The organism is Alteromonas sp. 5NS40-0096 (genome assembly GCF_057544385.1).
The window spans coordinates 165,311-185,928 of the sequence record NZ_BAAJLQ010000006.1 but is presented as its reverse complement, the minus strand read 5'-3'; the positions used below and the strand labels follow the sequence as shown (position 1 = coordinate 185,928).

At 46.4% G+C, this 20,618-nt stretch carries 19 protein-coding genes; 1 reads left to right on the top strand and 18 read right to left on the bottom strand.

Features of this window, described 5'->3' with window-relative positions:
- Window positions 1-200: 200 nt before the first annotated feature.
- Entirely contained in the window at window positions 201-563 is a 363-nt protein-coding gene (locus tag AC27G9_RS17645; RefSeq protein ID WP_487075799.1) for a hypothetical protein, read from the bottom strand.
- Between the two features lie 190 nt (window positions 564-753).
- Here AC27G9_RS17645 and AC27G9_RS17640 point away from each other — a divergent pair, with 190 nt between their 5' ends.
- Window positions 754-1,209 carry a S1 RNA-binding domain-containing protein gene (locus tag AC27G9_RS17640; RefSeq protein WP_487075798.1) on the top strand — a complete coding sequence of 152 codons (456 nt, stop codon included), beginning with the start codon at window positions 754-756 and terminating at the stop codon, window positions 1,207-1,209.
- 108 nt (window positions 1,210-1,317) lie between these two features.
- Here AC27G9_RS17640 and AC27G9_RS17635 read toward each other — a convergent pair whose 3' ends face one another.
- From AC27G9_RS17635 to AC27G9_RS17555, 17 genes are all read right to left on the bottom strand, one after another.
- Complete coding sequence (locus AC27G9_RS17635; RefSeq protein WP_487075797.1) at window positions 1,318-1,767, bottom strand: GNAT family N-acetyltransferase; 450 nt, start codon at window positions 1,765-1,767, stop codon at window positions 1,318-1,320.
- Between the two features lie 215 nt (window positions 1,768-1,982).
- Window positions 1,983-3,425: a metalloprotease TldD gene (gene tldD, locus AC27G9_RS17630; RefSeq protein WP_487075796.1), complete on the bottom strand. Its 1,443-nt coding sequence runs from the start codon at window positions 3,423-3,425 to the stop codon at window positions 1,983-1,985.
- A complete protein-coding gene (locus tag AC27G9_RS17625) occupies window positions 3,409-4,236 on the bottom strand; it encodes a carbon-nitrogen hydrolase family protein (protein ID WP_487075795.1) in 828 nt (275 codons plus the stop codon). Before AC27G9_RS17625 ends, tldD begins: the two co-directional genes overlap by 17 nt.
- Complete coding sequence (locus tag AC27G9_RS17620) at window positions 4,229-8,083, bottom strand: YhdP family protein (RefSeq protein WP_487075794.1); 3,855 nt, start codon at window positions 8,081-8,083, stop codon at window positions 4,229-4,231. The genes AC27G9_RS17625 and AC27G9_RS17620 overlap by 8 nt, the downstream gene beginning before the upstream one ends.
- On the bottom strand, window positions 8,080-9,546 hold the full coding sequence (gene rng, locus AC27G9_RS17615) for a ribonuclease G (protein WP_487075793.1): 1,467 nt from the start codon (window positions 9,544-9,546) through the stop codon (window positions 8,080-8,082). Before rng ends, AC27G9_RS17620 begins: the two co-directional genes overlap by 4 nt.
- Window positions 9,543-10,127: a Maf family protein gene (locus AC27G9_RS17610; RefSeq protein ID WP_487075792.1), complete on the bottom strand. Its 585-nt coding sequence runs from the start codon at window positions 10,125-10,127 to the stop codon at window positions 9,543-9,545. Before AC27G9_RS17610 ends, rng begins: the two co-directional genes overlap by 4 nt.
- Entirely contained in the window at window positions 10,127-10,606 is a 480-nt protein-coding gene (mreD, locus tag AC27G9_RS17605; protein ID WP_487075791.1) for a rod shape-determining protein MreD, read from the bottom strand. The genes AC27G9_RS17610 and mreD overlap by 1 nt, the downstream gene beginning before the upstream one ends.
- Window positions 10,599-11,459 (bottom strand): rod shape-determining protein MreC, encoded by an 861-nt coding sequence (gene mreC, locus AC27G9_RS17600; RefSeq protein ID WP_487075790.1) that lies wholly within the window; start codon window positions 11,457-11,459, stop codon window positions 10,599-10,601. Before mreC ends, mreD begins: the two co-directional genes overlap by 8 nt.
- A gap of 33 nt (window positions 11,460-11,492) precedes the next feature.
- The gene (locus tag AC27G9_RS17595; RefSeq protein WP_487075789.1) at window positions 11,493-12,536 is read right to left on the bottom strand and encodes a rod shape-determining protein; all 1,044 of its coding nucleotides are present in this window, start codon (window positions 12,534-12,536) and stop codon (window positions 11,493-11,495) included.
- A gap of 301 nt (window positions 12,537-12,837) precedes the next feature.
- Entirely contained in the window at window positions 12,838-16,440 is a 3,603-nt protein-coding gene (locus tag AC27G9_RS17590) for a DUF6701 domain-containing protein (RefSeq protein ID WP_487075788.1), read from the bottom strand.
- Window positions 16,440-16,838 (bottom strand): type II secretory pathway protein, encoded by a 399-nt coding sequence (locus AC27G9_RS17585; RefSeq protein ID WP_487075787.1) that lies wholly within the window; start codon window positions 16,836-16,838, stop codon window positions 16,440-16,442. The genes AC27G9_RS17590 and AC27G9_RS17585 overlap by 1 nt, the downstream gene beginning before the upstream one ends.
- 40 nt (window positions 16,839-16,878) lie before the next feature.
- Window positions 16,879-17,727, bottom strand: a complete 849-nt coding sequence (locus AC27G9_RS17580) for a prepilin-type N-terminal cleavage/methylation domain-containing protein (protein ID WP_487075786.1) — start codon at window positions 17,725-17,727, stop codon at window positions 16,879-16,881.
- Complete coding sequence (locus AC27G9_RS17575; protein WP_487075785.1) at window positions 17,727-18,299, bottom strand: type IV pilus modification PilV family protein; 573 nt, start codon at window positions 18,297-18,299, stop codon at window positions 17,727-17,729. Before AC27G9_RS17575 ends, AC27G9_RS17580 begins: the two co-directional genes overlap by 1 nt.
- On the bottom strand, window positions 18,289-18,858 hold the full coding sequence (locus AC27G9_RS17570; RefSeq protein WP_487075784.1) for a prepilin-type N-terminal cleavage/methylation domain-containing protein: 570 nt from the start codon (window positions 18,856-18,858) through the stop codon (window positions 18,289-18,291). Before AC27G9_RS17570 ends, AC27G9_RS17575 begins: the two co-directional genes overlap by 11 nt.
- A 21-nt stretch (window positions 18,859-18,879) precedes the next feature.
- Complete coding sequence (locus AC27G9_RS17565; RefSeq protein ID WP_487075783.1) at window positions 18,880-19,377, bottom strand: prepilin-type N-terminal cleavage/methylation domain-containing protein; 498 nt, start codon at window positions 19,375-19,377, stop codon at window positions 18,880-18,882.
- Between the two features lie 77 nt (window positions 19,378-19,454).
- Window positions 19,455-20,075: a prepilin-type N-terminal cleavage/methylation domain-containing protein gene (locus AC27G9_RS17560; protein ID WP_487075782.1), complete on the bottom strand. Its 621-nt coding sequence runs from the start codon at window positions 20,073-20,075 to the stop codon at window positions 19,455-19,457.
- A gap of 26 nt (window positions 20,076-20,101) precedes the next feature.
- Complete coding sequence (locus tag AC27G9_RS17555) at window positions 20,102-20,617, bottom strand: hypothetical protein (protein WP_487075781.1); 516 nt, start codon at window positions 20,615-20,617, stop codon at window positions 20,102-20,104.
- Between the last annotated feature and the right edge of the window lies 1 nt (window position 20,618).

Sequence of the window (20,618 nt, the reverse complement as noted above, 5' to 3'; positions counted from 1 at the left end):
GAAAATGACAAAAACCATCAATAGTTGAAAGATACTAATGCCGCCCATCCTAGGCTCCTTTTTTGTGATTTAGTCATGTAGGTTCGTGAATATACCCCAACGGACTATATATGAAAACCGAGCTCCCAATAAAAGATTTGGAGCTCTAGGCGCCGACAATATTACCTGACCCGCTATACCACTCACATCCTTGATTAGCGCTATTTAAACCACTGAAACAAAGACAAAAGCACGATAGATAGGACTAGCCAAAGTACAAAGTTAACCAATAGACTGCGATTATTCGTCTTTGGATTGGAAGTCTCTACTCTTGTTTTAAATTCAGGAAACAATTCTTCTACAGCTAGTTCATTGTTTACAAAAGCCTGCGTCGAAAAACTTTTATGTGTCATAGATACATCTATCTCTACTACACAACCACCAACTTCAAAACGCGACCTGTCTTTGAATTTGAAACTCCAACGGCGAAGGAGAAGTCGCCCATCATAGTAATATTTCTCTATCCCAAAGATAGAAAATACGATTTTGAACTCTTTGCCCGAAACATCAAAATTGGCTTCCATACAACTTCCTTTTTTGTCTTTGTGTTTTACTAGTTTGAGAGTTCTTTTGCAGGGGCTACAAATTCTTTGCCATTCCCAGTTCAGCGCTGGCTATAGTAGTTAGAGGTAAAAGTTCGATCAAACTATTTTCACCAAGTAGAACAATGCATAATGCGTCTATCAAACATCAATCCGAGGAGTCATTTCTCATATGGAAGTCGACCAGATTATTGAAGTTTTAGTTACTGCGGTAAATCCAGGATTTGTAAAAGTTGATTACGAAGGTCGCCCGGCTACGCTACAAGCCACTGAGTTAACCTGGAAACCCAGAGCGTTAGATAGCTCGGAATATGTAAAAATCGGACAAAGAATTCGCGTAAAAGTTACTGCTATCTCAGGGAACGCTTACAGCATTTCGTTAAGGCAAGCTTTACTTGGTGGTAATCCATGGGACAAGCCCCCTCAAGTAGGAGACCACTTTTTTGCCCCCGTTGTTGGTATAACAGACTATGGTTACTTCGTCGAAATTACTTATTTTTGTCACGCGTTATTGCTAAGTGAAAATACACCGGACCAATACCAGATAGGAGATCGCATCGAAACGATAGTGTCGTCGGTAGATCTAAGTCGTCACCGAGTTCAATTAGTACTAGCCAATAAAGCATAACGCTCGGATTAAAATGGCGTAGGTAACCAAGACGTACTCAGCGCTAGCTTTAACAACATAAAATTTTTGATTTAACGTTCATCTTTCGATGAACTGGCAAAGGCGCGATTAAGCGTAATGCAACTCCATAATGGTTTCATCAAACTCATCTTGTTCAACAACTGCAAAGCCAAACCGTTCGAAAAAACGTTTCATGACATCATGGCCCTCTACATAACAGATAGAAATAGCATTAAACCCTTTCAACGATTTAATTTTTGAGATGGCAAGCTCTGTTGCTTTTGTACCATAGCCCATGCCTTGGTAATTCAAATCTATGATTAACTGATCGATAAATATCTCGTGAGGCTTGTTATCATCGAGGTTAGGGTAGTATTGAATAAAACCTACAGGCGTATCACCTAAGTAAATACCTTGATTGATGTAGTGTTCATAGAACTTCGAGGCGGCAATAGCCTCAGATGGCAGCGCGACATAGTTTTCCTGCTCTTTGGAAATTTCCAATTCAATCATGTCTAGCCAGTTGTCTTTTGTAACATCCCTAAGTGTTATTTCCATATGTGACGTCCTTTTACGGGTTTGAGCATAGCCATCAAATGAATATGGGGGATGGGTCGTGTACAAACAAGGGCGCGGGATTAGCGTTTTTGTTCTAAAACGGCAGGCAAGGGGTAGCCATGTTGTGACCATAGGCTAGTTGGGAATGCGTAAAACTAAAAAGGAAAAAGCACCAAATCTAAGATCAAAAAAGCCGGCACTTGCCGGCTTTTTCATTAGGCTGTTCCACCTACGGTGAGTTCATCAATTTTAAGAGTAGGTTGGCCGACACCGACTGGCACGCTCTGGCCATCTTTGCCGCATACCCCCACGCCTTTGTCTAGCGCTAGGTCATTACCGATCATCGATATCTTCTGCATGACTTCTGGGCCGTTCCCAATGAGAGTCGCACCTTTTACTGGGGCCGTTATTTTCCCATTCTCAATCAGATAAGCCTCGGCACTTGAGAAAACAAACTTGCCAGATGTAATATCAACTTGGCCGCCTGCAAAATTTGGCGCAAAAATACCTTTTTCGATCGTCGAGATAATTTCTTCTTGGCTATGTTCACCCGCCAGCATGTAAGTATTGGTCATCCTTGGCATCGGAAGGTGAGCGTATGACTCTCTGCGCCCGTTACCTGTCGGCTTAACGCCCATCAACCCTGCATTCATTTTGTCTTGCATGTAGCCGGTTAAAATTCCGTCCTCGATGAGAACATTTTTCTGTGTGGGCGTGCCTTCATCGTCAACAGAGAGCGAACCACGGCGATTTTCTATTGTGCCATCATCAATAACGGTAACGCCTTTAGCCGCTACTTGCTGACCAATACGACCACTGAATGTGGACGCCCCTTTACGGTTAAAGTCACCCTCTAGGCCATGACCCACCGCCTCATGCAGAAGCACGCCAGGCCAGCCATTACCCAACACGACAGGCATCAGCCCAGCGGGCGAAGCGATGGCTTCTAAATTCACTCTTGCCATGTGAAGCGCGTCATCAGCTAGCGCCTCATAAAAAGGTTGCCCAGACTCTTGTGAAGCGAAAAACTGGTAGGCATGACGACCTCCCGCTCCCGCACTACCTCGCTCTCTTCGCCCGTCTTTTTCAATCAACACTGAACAGTTCAAACGGACTAGTGGACGTATATCGGTTGCAAACGTGCCATCACTGGCCGCGATCAGTACTTCCTCGTAAACTCCGCTAAGGCTAACCACAACTTGATTGGCGTTGGGCTCTTTGGCACGAATATATGCATCCACTGATTTAAGCAATGCTATTTTTTCTGCATCTTCCATTGCTTGAATGGGGTTTTCACTCGAATACAGGGGCTTTGGAGTGAGAGGGTTTGCTGGTGTTACTGCAACTTTGCCACCTGACGATGAAATAGTTCTCGCGGCTTTCGCGGCTTTTGTCAGTGCATCTAGATTAATATCATCCGAGTAGGCAAAACCCGTTTTTTCGCCACTGATAGCGCGTACACCTACGCCCCGCTCTATGTTGTAGCTTCCCTCTTTGATGATCCCATCTTCCAGCACCCAACTTTCATGCTGGCTCGATTGAAAATACAGGTCAGCATAATCAATTTTGTGTTGATGGATAACACCGAAAGTAGATGCGAGTGCATCGCGATCAAGACCTGATTCTGCGAGTAATCGGGTTTCAACTGGATTTGACAAAACTGCTCCTGAATTGATTATGTTGTTGTACTGGCATACGTTGCTGCAGCGCTTTGCGTTCATCTATGGATACTTGCGCACTGCAACTACCGACATTTTCCGGTAACTCAGCCAGTTTTTTGCCCCAAGGCGAGTAAATTAAACTGTGCCCAAAGGTTTCTCTGTTGTTGTCATGCAGGCCTGATTGATTAGCACCCACTACATATGCTTGTTTTTCTATGGCTCTCGCACGTAGCAATGTATGCCAGTGCGCTTCGCCTGTCACTTTAGTGAAGGCCGCAGGGACAACGATAATATCTACATCACCCATGGCACCATACAAGCCAGAAAAGCGCACATCATAACATACTGACATGCCAATTTTACCGATGGGCGTTTCTACCGTTACTACTGACTCACCAGCTTTCGTGTACTTTGATTCTAGATAATGCTTAGTTGAATCGGCAACCGAAACGTCAAATAAATGGATCTTCTGGTATTCAGCTAAAATTTCACCTTCAGGTGATATCAATAGCGAGGATGCACTAAAGTGGCTGTCACTTTGTGTTTTCAGTGGCACAGTACCTGCCACTAGATAACAATTGTATCGCTTTGCCATTGCCCGAAACGCGTCTTGGATTGGACCGTGCCCCAGTGATTCTGCTATTGAAAGCAACTGTCCGTCTTTATCCGGAAAACATGCAACGCACTCAGGCAAGGTAACGAGTGTAGGCTGGCTGGTATCTAACTGTGAGAGTTGATATTCGACTTGAGCTAAATTCTCTGCAACATTAGGACTAGAGGTCAGTTGTATTGCGACTAGGTTAACCATCGATAATCTCTACTTTTAATGGTGTTAAATCCTCATCTGTCACAGGTATTTCTGGCTCAGATTCTGGCGCAACTCGCGCGGGCAGCTCTATGTCTTTACTATCACGGCCAACTTCTTCGATACTCGGCTCACTGATTGGCCCCGTAACGCGGTAATTAACATTGGAAATTACCTTCGCCGAAGTCAGCATTTGGTCAATGGCTAAGGCTGCCAACGCCGTTGGAGGGTTGACTGCAAAGTATACCAATATAGGCAAATTGCCCGTTACATTCGGCGCAAAACTGACATTGTAATCAAGAGTTTGATCGATAAGGTTGGTATAGCCCACAATTTCAATCTCGCCCGCTCCGCCGTCGATTTCGGTATCATCGGTAACCGCTAATCCATCGTGAATTTGAATCGTGCCTTTCATACCGTCATAGAAAAAGCCTTTCGCAAAGACGTCGCGAAAATCAAGGCTGAGCTTTCTCACAAGAGAATTAAGGCTAAACAGGGTAAAGATTCTCGACCCCTGATCACTGAGTTCAGACAAGTAACCATCAGTTAACGACCATTTGGCTTCTCCATCGACGGAATCGAAAGCAAAATCCATCGGCGAATCTGGCCAACTCAATTCAAAAGTCAGTTCCGCTTCAGAATCTTTGATACCAGAATTTATGCCATAGTTCTCGAGTAACCGGCCAATATCTGGGCTATCTACACGCCCTTTGATGTTGGTTAGCGAGTCGCCGTTTTCAATCGCCCATGTGCCCGCAGCACTTAAATGGCCATCATTGGATTTTGCTTCCAACCGGCGAATCGTCATACCCAGATCAGATTTAGCCACATCTACCGTCACTTCACCCAAGTCGCGATTAAACAGCGTACACTGGCTGCAATGGAAATAGATTGGCGGTAGTTTTGCGTGATCCCAATCATGCTCAAAAGACCGGTCAGCCTGTTTCCAGTCATTTAATTGAATGAAATCGGCTTCGATTTCGATGCCTCTTGAAAGCCATTGGTCATAGAGATTCACCGACGCCCTGGCTTGATCAGAAGCGATATCTAACAGCCAGTTTTTATTCAGCTGCTTGGCGGTAATCGACACATCGTCAAGGGTTTGTTCAAACAACACTAGGTGTTCGGCATCGATAAATATTCGCTCGGGTACCGAAAAGATTGGCGTTTGTTGGCTTTCACCCAAGCCACCCACCAGTAACTCAATCGCTTTGTACCAATCCTCGACGAACAAATTGTCCACATTTGCGGAAATACTGAAGCCAGTACCTAATCCTACTAACTCAGAATCACCCAGGGCTAAATGCGCCCGAGAAAATTGACGCTCTTGATGGGGCAGTATGCCATCAAAGCGCACGTCATTGCCTAACCTTGCCATAATAGTCGACGCTTGACGGTTGCCTTCGCTGGTCAATCTTAACGCCATTTCATCATCGGCTAACTTGTTAAATGGCGCGGGCAGAGAAGAGGACAATCCAGTTAAACTAGATGTGATTTGTGCTGAATAGTCGACGTCTTTACCGATAAAGCTAACGTCAACATCTGCACTCCACTGCGCACTGCCGTTGATATAAGACAAGTACTCAGGGTTAAATCGATTGACTAGGGGTTCAATTAGCCAGTCACCATTCAGCTTGGCATTCAATACATATTCACTGCCTTGTTGCTCTGAAAAGAGATCCAACACCACAGCTTGAGATAACAAGCTTGCACTCAAGCCCGATGCACTAATCGTTTCGTTAACAAAAGAAACGCTGCCCTGAGCATTGTCAAAAACCATATCAATGGCGGGAACTGTCACTCGACTACCGAGTAAAGACGCTGTGCCTTTGGCCACCACGTCGTTGTCAGTCAGAGGGATCTGTAGGTTTAACGTTGAGGCAATGTTGCCGTCAATAAGTACACCTTTGTCCAGTACATCACCCAAGGTCCGAGACAAACTACTTTGTAGCATCAAGTCTGTTAACGCTCGCCCTGTTGTTTGCCCGTACGCATCAATCACCACTTCTTGCGCATTGGACAGCTGCATAATATGCGCAGACATCTTAGATACATCGACGCCTTCGAGCTTGGCCGATGGACTCTTCATAAAAAGGTCGTTATTGATAAAGTCTAGCTGTAGCTCAAGTTGGCTTAACTGAGGCCACTGAGACGAAAATACGAATTCGGCGTCATCGATGTGAACTTGAGCGTGGAATATGCCCTGATTGTCGGCAAAGGGGAATTCACTGGGCTGGCCTTGCCATATCAAATTTGCTGAAGACACTCGCCCTGCACCGTTAAAGGCCCGATTCAAGAAGGCGGTAGTGTGTTTACCCATTAATGGTTCAGGGAGCAGACTTTTTACGTTTTTGGTATCGAAGCCCTCAATTTGCGTGGCAATAGACAACAATGCCGTGCCAGTTTCATATCTCGCAGACGATTGAAAAGACAACTGTTCGCTGCTGAAAGACAGCGCTGGGATTTGTATCACCCATTGCCCTTCAACTCCCTTTTCCTGATAAACAAACGCGTTAGCGGCCACATTCACTGCATTTAAATCAGCGGGAAGTAAGTGGTCGACATCTAATTTCGAGTCATTCGCACTAAGAGAGATACTGCCCTGATTTTTATACCAGTAGAGATCAAGATCTACACCATCCAATCCTGGCGTTAAATTGGTTTGTTGCCAACCCACATCAATCACTTTTGCGGCTAGAGACACCCCTTGTGGACGAGATTGCAATTGGAAAATGGCCAATTCGCCTGAAGGGCGAAGTGCATCGACATCAGAGGGCGTTAAGGTTTCGCTGAACAATGGCATAAACGCAGCGAACGGGGCAATTTCCATCGGTTTGATAGTATTGATAACAAACTCATTGCCTTGAGTGTAAGCACCAACAAAGTCGGTCACTAAGCTGCGGTTATTGGTTTCAACGACTAAATCATCGACTCTGAATAACCAGTCTCCATCTACCGGCAACGCGGTAAATTCGCCTCGGCGAACGTGAGTTTGCAAACTCTCAGCCGTATCGTCACCCCATTGCAAACGGCTATCGCCCAAAAGCGCTTGTACATTGCTAACGGTGCCATTCTCAATCGAGACCCACAATTCGGCATTCGCTCGGCTCTCGATAAGAGGCATGGGTGTTTCCAGCAAACCACTTATCCACGGCGATACGTCGAGTTCTTGCCCTCGCGCATAGAAAGTGCCGCGGGTTAACTCTCCTTCGCCATACAGATCGAGTATAAAAGAGGCCGAGTTATTCGCTAGCTCTTGCGCGCGAATTTGACCTAAACCTTGGTGTCGCTCACCACGGTTTGACCATTGCAGCGACTCTAATTCCAAAACGCTAACACCGTCTGCTTTGTGTATCGCCACTTCACTGTCAGACAACGAAAAGCGTTGAAGCTGATTCAGGAAAAGACTTTCAAGCGCATCAACTATCGGGTATTCGCCAGAGCCTTGTTGCTGTTCCAGTTGCGTAGCGTTGATATCAACTCTCAAGCCTTTCAAATCAAAACGCCGAGACTTGACCATCGCTTGAGAAAGCGAGCGCCAAAAATCAATTTCTACGTAAACTTGATCAATCGTAAGAGCGACGGGAGAGGTATCGAGGCTGTCTATCGCCACGTCATTTAAAACAATACTTGGGCCGGTTTTAAGCCAAACAGCATGGATGTTGTCTATGCTTAGCGCTACACCATATTGCTCTTCAATGTAGCTTTCGATGTATTGTTTTTTAGTTTCAAGGTGCGGCAAGGCATAACGCGCAGCACTGAGCAGCAACGCAAATAACACCAGAGCAACAGCCAAAAAGAACCAAATCTTTTTGACCAAAAAGGTCGCCACACCAACCGCTTTATTCACATCATTACCACATCGTATTTATCTTGGTTATACAGTGGTTCCGTTTGTACCTTGATCTGCCTAGAGACAAATACCTCTAGTTCAGCGAGCATATGTGACTCTTCTCCCAACAACGCTTCTGCTACGGGAGGAGCAGCGTAGACAACAAACTTGTCTGCCACGTAAGCACGGTTTACTCGTACAATTTCACGCATAATTTCAAAACAAATCGTTTCGATCGTTTTCACGGACCCGCGCCCTTTACACACTGGGCATTCGCCACACAAGATGTGTTCCAGGCTTTCCCTTGTCCGCTTCCGCGTCATTTCAATTAGACCAAGTGCCGTAAAACCATGAATATTCGTTTTGGCTCTGTCCTTACTGGTCGCGACTTCTAGACTATGTAAGACACGTCTTTTGTGGTCAGGTTCAATCATATCGATGAAATCGATCAGGATCATCCCCCCGAGATTGCGCAGACGAAGTTGTCTGGCGATAGCCAGGGTTGCCTCGATATTGGTATTGAAGATGGTTTCTTCGAGATTTCGGTGGCCAACAAACGCCCCCGTATTGATGTCGATAGTCGTCATCGCTTCTGTTTGATCAATGATCAAATAGCCACCTGATTTTAAGTCTACGCGTCTTTCAAGCGCCCTCTGCCCCTCGTTTTCTACGTCGTACAAGTCGAAAATCGGGCGATCGCCTTTGTAATACTCAAGCTTTTTGTTTAATTCAGGTACGTACTCTTTAGTGAAATGCTGCAACTCTTGATAGGACAAGTTGGAGTCAATGCGAATTCGGTCTAGTTCCGTCCCGACAAAGTCACGGAGTACACGCCTTGCTAATGGCAAGTCTTCGTATAAAACATGGGACTTCTGCTTTTTCATGCGAGATTGAATCTTGTTCCACAGGCGTCTCAAAAAGGCGGCATCTTGCACCAACTCGTTTTTTTGCACTCCTTCAGCAGCTGTCCGCAGAATAAAACCACCGTTTTCGTCACAGAACTCTTGTACCAGTTCTTTTAAACGTTCTCTTTCTTGTTCATCTTCTATGCGTTGTGACACACCGACATGAGTCACGCTTGGCATAAACACCAGATAGCGAGAGGGAATAGTAATGTCAGTTGTCAAACGTGCACCCTTTGTACCAATGGGATCTTTGACAACTTGAACCACGATATCTTGACCATCTCGAACCAGCTCTCGAATATCCTGCTTTTCGATCTGGCTGGTATTCACTTCTTCGACAATTTCGTTGTGAATGACAATATCTGATGCGTGCAAAAAAGCGGCCTTGTCTAAACCGATATCCACGAAGGCAGCCTGCATACCCGGTAATACTCGACTGACCTTACCTCGATAGATATTCCCCACTAAGCCTCTTTTGGTATGTCGTTCTACGTGAATCTCTTGCAAGATACCGTTTTCAATCAGTGCGACTCGCGATTCTGAAGGGGTAACGTTTATTAGTAATTCTGCACTCACACGGACACTCCAAATGATGACAACAATTGCTCAGTTTCAAACAATGGCAATCCAACGACTGAACTGTAACTTCCTGTAATAGACACGACAAAACGCCCGCCTATTCCCTGTATAGCATAACTTCCCGCTTTATCTTGCGGTTCACCAGACGCCCAATACGACTCGATGTCGTTTTCATTCAATTTGGCAAACTGGACTTTTGTCACTACGTGCTCAGTTACCGCACGGCAACTGTCCGCTACGCAAATGGCGGTAATGACTTCGTGTTCCTGCCCCGAGAGTGACGACAGGATGGCCTTTGAATCGGCAAGGTCTTTGGGTTTACCCAGTGGCTTCCCATCGAATGCAATCAAAGTATCAGCGGCCAATATGACTCCCAACTCTCGTGCGGAATCTGGCAGCCTCGACAATGCCGCTTCGGCTTTTTGTGTAGCCAGTCGACGCACAAGTGTTAAGGGCGCTTCCTCTTCGTTGGGGCTTTCATCAATATCGACAGGAAAGACTCGGTGCTCAATACCCAACTGAGTTAACAGTTCGGTGCGACGTGGAGAGCCAGAAGCGAGATAAAGTGTTTTTTGCATCAAGTAATCCGAAGTTGGCGGCGAATCTTACGCAACATCCAAAATACCCATGGCCATAAAGCCATAGAAGTAACAACGGGTAAGAGATAATCCAATCGGAAAGGGATGTCTAACAATAAGCGTTGTAACCAAAATAAAACAAGATGATATAACGCGCTCACAAGCCCAATTATGATTGCTTGTTGCCACACCGAATAGTTTCTCAAGCGCTGATAGTTAGCGGCCAGCACGTAGACCGATATGCTCAGGGCCAAACTGTGCACACCTAACGTTGTGCCCAACAAGATGTCCATTGCCACGCCAGCTATAAATGCCATGCCGACATTAACCCGATGGGGTAACGCCATAGCCCAATACGATAAAACGATTAACACCCAATCGGGGCGATATACATCAACCTGAACCGGTAACGGTGTAATCTGCAACACTAAGGCGCCAAGAATACTCAAAACCACAGTGTAGTGACGCGCTTTAATCATTGTCGTCCTCCACTTCTTCGGTCGTTTGTTCTGTACCGTCAGGCCAAAGCAATAACAAATACTTCAGCCGGTCTAAACGCGCCAGCGGTTGTGCACTGACATAAGCAAATGGTCTGCCTTCGTCACGAATGACTTGTTTTACCCGAGCTACAGGGTAGCCCTGTGGGAAGACTTGCCCCAATCCCGACGACACCAGTAAATCTCCCTCGCGAATATCGACGCTGTGTGGGACGTGTTCGAGCAACAACTCATCAAGCGCACCGCTGCCCGATGCAATAAAACGAATGTTGTTACGCAACGCTCGAACTGGTACGGAGTGATTCAAATCTGTTACAAGTAACACTCGGCTGTTAGTGGTCCCAACTTCCATCACCTGACCCACAATGCCTTTGTCATCCAAGATGGGCTGAGATAAATAGACGCCGTCGATAGCCCCTTTATTGATTACGATCTGTTGGCTGTAGGGGTTGTTGTCGACCGCCATTAACTCAGCAACGCGTTTTCGCATTTGTGTTTTCACTGGCGCTTCAAGCAACCGTCGCAACTGAGCGTTCTCATTTTGCAATACCTCAAAGCGTTGTAAGCGCTCACTCATCAAAACAATACTGTTCTTGAGTTGCTCATTTTCTTCGATTAGCTGTTCTTGTGAAGCCAAACGATTCGCGCTCAAATTCAACATAACGCCGGGCAAATTTGCCAGATACTGCAAAGGGCTCATCAGTGAATTCATAAAAACACGCGTTGACTGAAAGCCGTCTAATTTGTGGTCTACAAAGATCAACAAAACCGACATGGCTACCGCTAGCACAAGTCGGTTGTTTAAAGAGGGTCCGCGGGTAAAAATAGTATCCATGATACAGATAGGGCAACTTGCGTTGCCCTATTTTTAGTCGTAGCTAAACAGGTCGCCGCCATGCATATCGATCATATCGAATGCTTTACCACCACCCCGTGCAACACAGGTCAGTGGATCATCGGCTATGACTACAGGAATTCCCGTTTCTTCCATAAGTAAGCGGTCTAGATCTTTAAGCAGTGCACCACCACCGGTCAATACCATGCCTCGTTCTGAAATATCAGAAGCCAACTCTGGTGGAGATTGCTCAAGTGCAACCATTACAGCAGAGACAATACCTGTCAGTGGTTCTTGCAAGGCTTCAAGAATTTCATTGCTGTTGAGTGTGAAACCTCTTGGTACACCTTCAGCTAAGTTGCGGCCGCGAACTTCAATTTCACGCACCTCTTCACCAGGGTATGCTGCGCCAATTTCGTGCTTGATTCGCTCGGCTGTCGCCTCACCGATCAAAGAACCAAAGTTACGACGAATGTAATTGATGATTGCTTCATCAAACTTATCACCACCGATGCGCACAGATGACGAATACACCACACCATTCAGTGAAATGATTGCGACTTCCGTTGTACCACCACCAATATCTACGACCATTGAACCTGTCGCTTCTGAAACAGGTAATCCGGCACCAATAGCTGCTGCCATTGGCTCATCGATAAGGAAGACTTCTCTGGCCCCTGCGCCTAGCGCTGATTCTTTGATGGCCCGGCGTTCTACTTGAGTGGAGCCACAAGGTACGCATACCAATACACGAGGGCTTGGGCGCAAGAAGTTGTTGTCGTGTACTTGTTTAATAAAGTGCTGGAGCATCTTTTCAGTAACGTAGAAGTCTGCAATTACGCCGTCTTTCATCGGGCGTATCGCTTTTATGTTACCGGGTGTTCTACCGAGCATTCGTTTTGCTTCTGCACCAACAGAGGCAACACTTTTTGGACCTGCTGCACGCTCTTGACGAATCGCGACAACAGAGGGTTCATTCAACACAATTCCTTGATCTTTAACGTAGATCAGCGTGTTAGCTGTTCCGAGGTCGATAGACAAATCGTTAGAGAACATGCCTCGAAGCTTTTTAAACATGAAATGCTCATTCCTGTAACTGGTCCATGCACTCTGTAGTGGGCGTTAACTAGCGCATAGTAGGTATTTAAAGAGTAATCCGCACACTTTAACAATGGGGGCGTTATTGGGCAAGTAAAGACCCCATTTTTAAAAGGTTTTCGTTCAATATCAGAGTATGCGTGATAATTCGTTTTTCGAACAGCCAACGCGTATTGAGTTGCGCCTTTAGAAACAGATGTTAATAACAGCCGACAAAAATCGGAACGTGTCGAAATAACGAGCGACTGAATAATTGTCGCGTACGTTTGCTCAACACGTCCTAGTCAAACTGTTCCCGCCAATTGAGCGTTCTATCGTTTCCTCGGAAATGGCCAAAAGACACACTCGCCGTCGGTTTGTCGTTTGAGTCAATTACGCCGTCTAAGTTCCAATCGATGTTCAAAAACTCGTCCCAATAGGGATTATTGACGCCAGGTTCGAGAGACAATGAGAAGGTTCCTCGTTGCGCGACATCATTGACAATAGCAGGAGTAAAGAGAAAGTCGTCATTCCCGGATTGCCCCGCCGACAAGATACCTGCAGAAGTAGCGGAATTAACAAGCCCCGTAATATCGGTCTCTTGATTCCCCTGTGACAAATTAGCGATGGTGATTTGTCCTGATGTTTGGCTCAGGTCAATGCCACTGCAAGAGTCATCACTATTGATTACCCATGCGTCACCATTAAAGTAATCGGCATATAGGGGAACGCGCAACGAGCTGTCTTCAGGACCGTAGGCATTCTCTAAACGCACACGACCATAACGCAACTCAGTACCGCCGATATTCGAGAAGGTAAAGGCTTCACAACCCGATGTTGGGTAGTTGCTTTGGTAGCACACCCCATCAGTATCGGTAAGAAATGTCATCGGCAACGTCAGGTCAATATCGGCATCGAATGCATTTGCGGGAGATGCGATTTTTTCGAACTGAACTTGTGAAGATCGGATGGATACCTCAACACCACCTGCCGAAACCGCATCCGAAATATTCACGACACCATTTTGCTCAACGCTTAGCGTCCCTGCATAGCTATTGTTGACACTGTACTCTAGTTGCCTTGTGTCAGGTGCTAGGCGAACCAAATCACCTCGATAGTTTTGCGTAATAACGCCTTGGGCGTTGTAAGCTATTACATTCAGTGTCGGTTCTTGCCCAAAGGCATAATCAAATGGCTGGCCAATATAGGTAAAATTGGTACATTGGTCAGCAAAACTTGGGGTTACCGCAGCGGATACATCAAAATACGCGGGAATAAAGGCCCCCAGTGACTGAGCAGACAATGCCGCAATCTGATTGCCTAAGTAACCACTGTCTTCAAATTCAAGGGTGTAGGTGCCCACATCAGATACACTGGCCTGATAGCGATAGCTGCCATTACTCCAATTGTCCAAGCTCACGTTTTGATACGTACTACCGGTTTGGCTCGTCAAAGCGACAACCGACGAGAGAGACAACTGCGCTTCAGCTGCTCCAGATACACTTGCATCTGGCAACACGCGAACGAATCTGGCACGCAAGTTCCCCGGTGAATAACTTGGCAAAACCGTTCCAGACGAACTGATTGCTGATATCGACAGCTCAAAGTCTGCTCCCGCCGTGTTTTGATTTTGTGTTGCAGCGCTCACTTCTAGCCCAAAAGGGATGCTATCAAGCACAACATTGCCCGATGAAATGGTAACGCCATCAACGGTTGCCGACGCTGAGAGATTCAGCCGGCTGGCATCTTCGTATGTCAGCCCAGACAAGGTCGTTTCACCATTGGCGTCAAATGTCAGATTCACACTTCCAGAAGAGACACCACTGCCGTCACCTGAAACGTTGATGCTCCCAAACGGCACTCTACATACGTCCGATGCATATTCGGTACCCACCGACGTTACACAATCAAAACCCAGTGAAACGGCTCGTTCACCACTGAGTAAAGCTTGGCATTGCCCGTTGTTGTTTTGCACTGCTCGTAAACCTACACGAGCGAGATTGTCCCCCGCCACAAATGCTGGAAGCGCCGAATTGTAAGGCAAACTTGCATCAAAAAACTGAAAACCGGCATTAACAAAATCGATAGTGCAATTGTTGGTACATTCGGTGACATTAGCCGCCATTGAGGCGCTATTTGCTCCCGTCACGGTAACCGTATGCTCACCTTCAGTTAGTTGCGATAGCGATACTTGCGTGCTGCCCGTAAAACTAATGGATTGTGAAGGACTCCAATCGCCATTGCTCAAGTTAACGGTGACTTCATTGCTGACGAGCTCATCGCAACTTGCATTTGCGCAGGCTCTAATCGTTACCTCTGCACTATCACATGTAAGAGATTGGCTAGGGTGAATCACGTCATAGTGACTTAACTCTACGCAGGTAGGCTCGATAGCCTCTTCGTTGTTATATTCTGTTAGTACCTCATCGGCACTGCGTCGATAGTCATAGACTTTTACGTTATCAAATTCGCCATTGGCCGCGTCATTTGTGCCATTGTAAACGCGATACGAGGAGCGATTGTCACCGATCACCAGTGTTTCAAGTTCCCCCATCACACTGCTTCTTAGGGTATTGACCGCGGTGCTGCCACCGAGTAATTGGCCATTAACATAGATATCTACGTCTCGGTTGCCAATGTTCCAAGCCAAAGTGATGTGCGTCCACACATCGGCGGCAATCGTATTGACATCACTCAAATAATGGAAGTCACCGTCGGTTTCGTCTTCCATACCAAACGAAAAGCGGCCTTGGCTAGTTATCGACAAGTAAAAATACTTAAGTGAACTGGAACTCGAAGCGTCTAATAGTTGCTTAGCACCATTGCCTACCCAGTTTTCATTGTTTTTGTACCAAAAGGAAATAGTGCCCGATGAACCCAATACATTCATATCTAAGCGAGAGTCGACGCCGTGAGTGTCATTATTAGTATTATCACCTACCGCCAGTACCGTACATGAAACTGGCGACTCTGAGGCGAAGGGTTGATTGCCGAACAACGCATTGCCGTTGTAGTTATTTAGCGTGTCAGAGACATCACCACTATTATCCCAACTGGTGTCATCAAATTCGTAATACGCCACTTGAGACCCAGTTTCTGCGGGCGCATCACCGCATATTGTTCGGTCATAAAGTTGATCAATTGAACTTATATCATAGTTAATGAAAGCGTCGCGATCGACACGGATATCTTCCGCATTCGCTGCGCCGGTCACGCGAATATTTTGCTTAAATCGAATTGAATTTTCAGCATGTAAAAAGCCATTGACTAGCATATCTCTCTCAAGAGAAATGCGGTCATAAGCCACTATCATCAGTTGTCCAGCACTCCCATTACCATTGAGGCGGACATTGCGCTGAGACGTCAGCCTATTGACGTAGATAACTACGGAATTACCGCTTTCCACTACAATATTCACGTCTCGTTCGATGGTAAAGTCACGGATATAGTAGGTGCCGCTCGAAAAATTTACGGTCGAATTTCGTCTAATTCTCAACGTGTCGAACCGATAGATTTGATCTTCGCTATTAAATGTCAGGATAGAATCTCGCTCCAGGCGAACATCATCATAATCGCCTGCGACCAAAGACACCCTAGAGTTGCGTTGAAATGTGATGTCGAAGGAAGAAGGTGAACTGTCAAAAACGGGCAAGTAAGGCCGTTTGGCTAGAACGCCTGATAGTTGGCATGCTCGTGTGACACAACTCGATCCTCTAGAATTGTCGCGAATGCGGTCGAAGTCGACCGTTCCATTGGTCCCTCCCAATATAGCGTTGCGCTCAATACGCAGCTCGCCAGCGCCAACTGATGAGGAAACTGGCCCAGTAAATATAGCTTCGCATTGATTAGCCACGACCCTGGAACTAACCAAAATCAGTACTATTGCTAACCACACTCCACGCATCAGTTTTGCTCCTGTATCGCATCGATCGCCACAGAACGGCTCACCCAAATATCACCCGATTGGCACACACCTTCACTATCAAAGCGATAAAAGTTATTAACTTGTCCTTCTTTTATCACCTCAGTCGTAGTGCAGCGGGCAACATAGCTACAATTTTCAAAGCCATCCAACTGAGAAAAATTCCCGTTACTTGTGATTGTAGTGTCACATTCCGCTATTGCACTATTAATAGGAAAGGCGGTCGCCGCAATTTGTTGCAGACCGGTTTGCGCAGCGTTAAGCGCTCTCGTCCCAAGTACCTCATAAACAACACTTTGTGAGGTGGCAGACAGCAGTTGCACCATGGTAATACCCAAAAATGCCATCACCAAGATGACGAAGATGGCAATGACTAACATGCTGCCTCGGTTTTTTTGTGGTCTCGAAAAAGGTCTTTGATTAAGGGACATTAGCTAAATGCACCTCTTGTTGATACCCGATAATTTCTTCGTTGTCTTCAAACCGCAATCGGATCTGAACGACAGCGTTGGCCTGCAGGGAAGCCTCAAAAATTCGAAACGGGTCGTCTGCGCCGGGAGCCAATGCAGGATTCGCCGACAACGTATTGACGACATGCTCAGCAATGATAGGTGAATTCACTGGCGAACTGGCTTGTGCCGCGACGATATCATTCTCGAATCGAACTAAGCGGCCCCCGGTGACACAAAAGCTCACAGAACGATTCACCAAATATGCTCTCGACGCTGGTGAAGCTTCTGGAAAGCTACTTGCCACAGTTAAATCCATGGTTTCCACACCATTTTCTTTTGTACTGCAATCCCCGTCGCCATCGTCGCTACAGGCACTAATAAGCTGACGTTTTTGGTTGCTGGCATCATACACATCACTTGGTCTTAATGGGTACACTACTGCAAAATTGTCACCGCCTGAAAACTGGAAAACGTTACCGTCTATGTCCGTTGGAAAAACAATTTCCAACAGGGTATCGGACGAAGGCTGCAATGGTAAAACGGTATAAACGGAACTCCAGTTTATCGGTACGAACTCAATACAATGCTCAGTACTATTTCCCGACAGCCGAACACTGTTTGGCACGGCAGTACGTAACTCTCTGGACAATCTTTCCAAGGCAAACCGACTTTCTGTAAGCAGCTGTTCACGTTCTCCTACATCAATGTAAATCTGCATGGAGCTTCGCACGAAGCTGGCGATACCCACTCCAACAACGCCTAGAATGACAACCACAACGATAAGCTCGATGAGTGTGAAACCTCGCGATCGGTTCATCAGAAATTCCACCTGTAGCGAGAAAACGTGATTTCTAGGTTGTCCGGTGTAGTAACAGTGATCACAACCAGCTTTGTGTTGCCGATTCCCGCATCTGCAATACCGTCAAGGTTATCATCGTAAAACACCGAAACTCTGGCGCTATACCCTTGATACAATGGCCTGCCATCCACTAGCATCGCGGTGCCCAGACTGCTCAGGATATTTCCGTCAGATTGATTGAGCCCATGGTAGTCATCGATGTCGTCATAATCCGCTCTACCACCTGCTGGAGCGACTTCATCAGCGTCTGGTCCAAGACTGCCACTAGTGGTACAGGGCGTGCCTTCATTGCACCGCTCACCACCGCCAGATAGATTCGAGTTTTCATCAAATGCTTTGGACATAATTTCATTTGTCAGTGACGATGCGAGCTCTGCTGCCCGCACCTGCCAAATCGGGTCTATGCTGCGCCGAGACTGAGACGCCACAAGATTAATCACGATGAGCATGACGACGCTAAACACGACCAAACCAGCAACGAGTTCGATCAGCGTGAAGCCAGAATGGCGCTTTTTGTGACTAACAGGCATAGATGAACCCCTGCTGCCCCACACAAACAGACACACTACTTTGACCAGTGAAAGTCAGACGGCAGTCTCCAGACTGACAGCTTGCTAGATTGGTAATAGGGCGTCCCAATGAATCAAAGCCTAGATAATTTATTCCAGAAGAAGAACCGTCTACGCCCGAAAACGATACCGATTCATCTGTAATTTCACTATCAGAGGTGCGTAAAAAATCCGCTACATTGACAAAATCAATCGTCGTCGCACAGCTGGTGGCTTGATTTGCGGGAGAGTAATCATTTGTGGGAGGGCCAAACGCGGCTGAACCCGCACCAAATTGAAAGTTAATCTGATGGCAAAACCCATCACGGGTATCTTGCATGGCGCGAGTTTGCGTGTGACGAAGTGCTGAAACCAGTCGCTTTTGAAAAGCATATTCTGGGTAACCTGAGCGCCCTTGAAAACGCGAACCTGCAGCAACAGCCAGAGTCGCAATAAGAATGAGCGTAATGATCAGCTCAATTAGAGTGAAGCCACCTTGACGTGGCTTCATCATAAACGGGGACTGAAACAGTCGATTCATTCCAACCGTTCAACGCTGTGATTAACAGCCGTCTGATTCAACAACAATAGTTGGTGATGCATTCTCAGACGCGGCCTCGGTGTACAACACTTGGCAAGCTTCTGCTTCTGTCGCGGTGTACGCTGTGCCTTGCTGCGTGATAGCGAAGAAGTCGTTGCCACCCGTGTCCGCGCCGCCATCTTGTAGTGTCAGTGTGAACTCGTTAGTAAAGTCTAAATCAGCATAGGCACCAATCAGTGCAGTTGTTGCTGCCGTCGCGTCAGGGTAACCGAAGTCTGTGGCAACGTTTTGACCATTTACTGTCACTGCAGCGCCAGTATCACCTTGTTCACCTTCAATGGCTGACTTAGCAAACACTAGCTGCGAGCCACCTTGCAAAGCCGCTCGAACCCCTTGGAGCACACCCGCATTCGCATCACTTTGTAGGTCGATAAAGCGAGGGGCTGCGGTGACAGCAAGAATACCGAGAATGACGATGACAATGATTAGTTCAATTAATGTAAAACCACGCTGTTGCATGTGCTTCTTCCTCTGGTTAGATAAGTTTATTATTCATGAAATTAGAGTTCAGTACAGTATTAACTCGTCGTATTAGACTAATTATTACTAAATACAATTACTTGCCCAATCCTAGGGTCATAAATAAATCCATTTCCCGCCGTGTTGTCCACAGGCTCGTTCACCAAATTTCTTACGGTTGCTGTTAAGTAGTAAACGCAAACGTCGTTACCACCAGCGCCAGTACCGACAGCACGGTTAGTAAAATAGCGATGCTCGTCAAAAGGTCGATTATTCCAATTCGAGGTAATCGTCGGCGCGCTTTGCATGATCAGATTGAAGATACTTTCACAATCCAAAATTGACATCACGTCATCTTCTGTACTGGCGTCTGTGTTGATTTGGCCTGTTGGATAACCCGTATCTCTGTCGACACCAACTTGAATACCTTCGATGGTCACAAATGTAATATTGGCCGCTTGGTTATCTTGAGGGCGAGACTCAATTTCCCATTGAGCACGTACCAAGCCGACCCCGGTCGCGAAGCCACCCGCCACACCTTCAACTGAAGCGTCTTCAGCATCTTCTGTCACATCCAAAAAGCGAGGAATAGCTACCGCTGCCAACAACCCTAGCAACACAACCACAATCACTAATTCAATGAGTGTAAAGCCCGACTGTGACTGTAGCTTTTGTCTACTCAATTGCTTATGTCCCATGCTCTGTGTTCTCCTACAAAAAAATGTCAATTCTGGACAGCCTTGTCGACGTTCCCAGAATATATGTGATAGTCAAAATACGCGCCCGTACTCAAGCGAAAGCGGCACCGCGAATTAAGCGGCTCATTGTTTACTAGTTCGCCTTGATAGTATTCTGGAATAATCCGAAAGCCATCAACGGTAAGGGGCAAATTCAGCAACATTTGCCACAACTTCCCACATCCCTCACTCGTTGGTTCCGTTTTTGGCCAGCCAAAATGCGCCATTTTCACTGGCCGTCTATCAGTTTCCTGATACGCGTCGTTGTAATGCACCAACATGATCATCGCCGGGCGTCCATCTGCCTGCCATTGCCAATGTGCATTTGTCACCGTGCGCTGAAACTGCTCCGCTAAGGTCAGCATAAATTGGCGATGCAAATTAGGTTCATTGCTATAAAGACGCACAATAAAAAAAACCATTAGTGCCGCAAATGCGACGATGACAAGAATATTCATCAATAATTTGCGCTGATTGTTTTCTGATTCTTCTTGAAGTTTCATA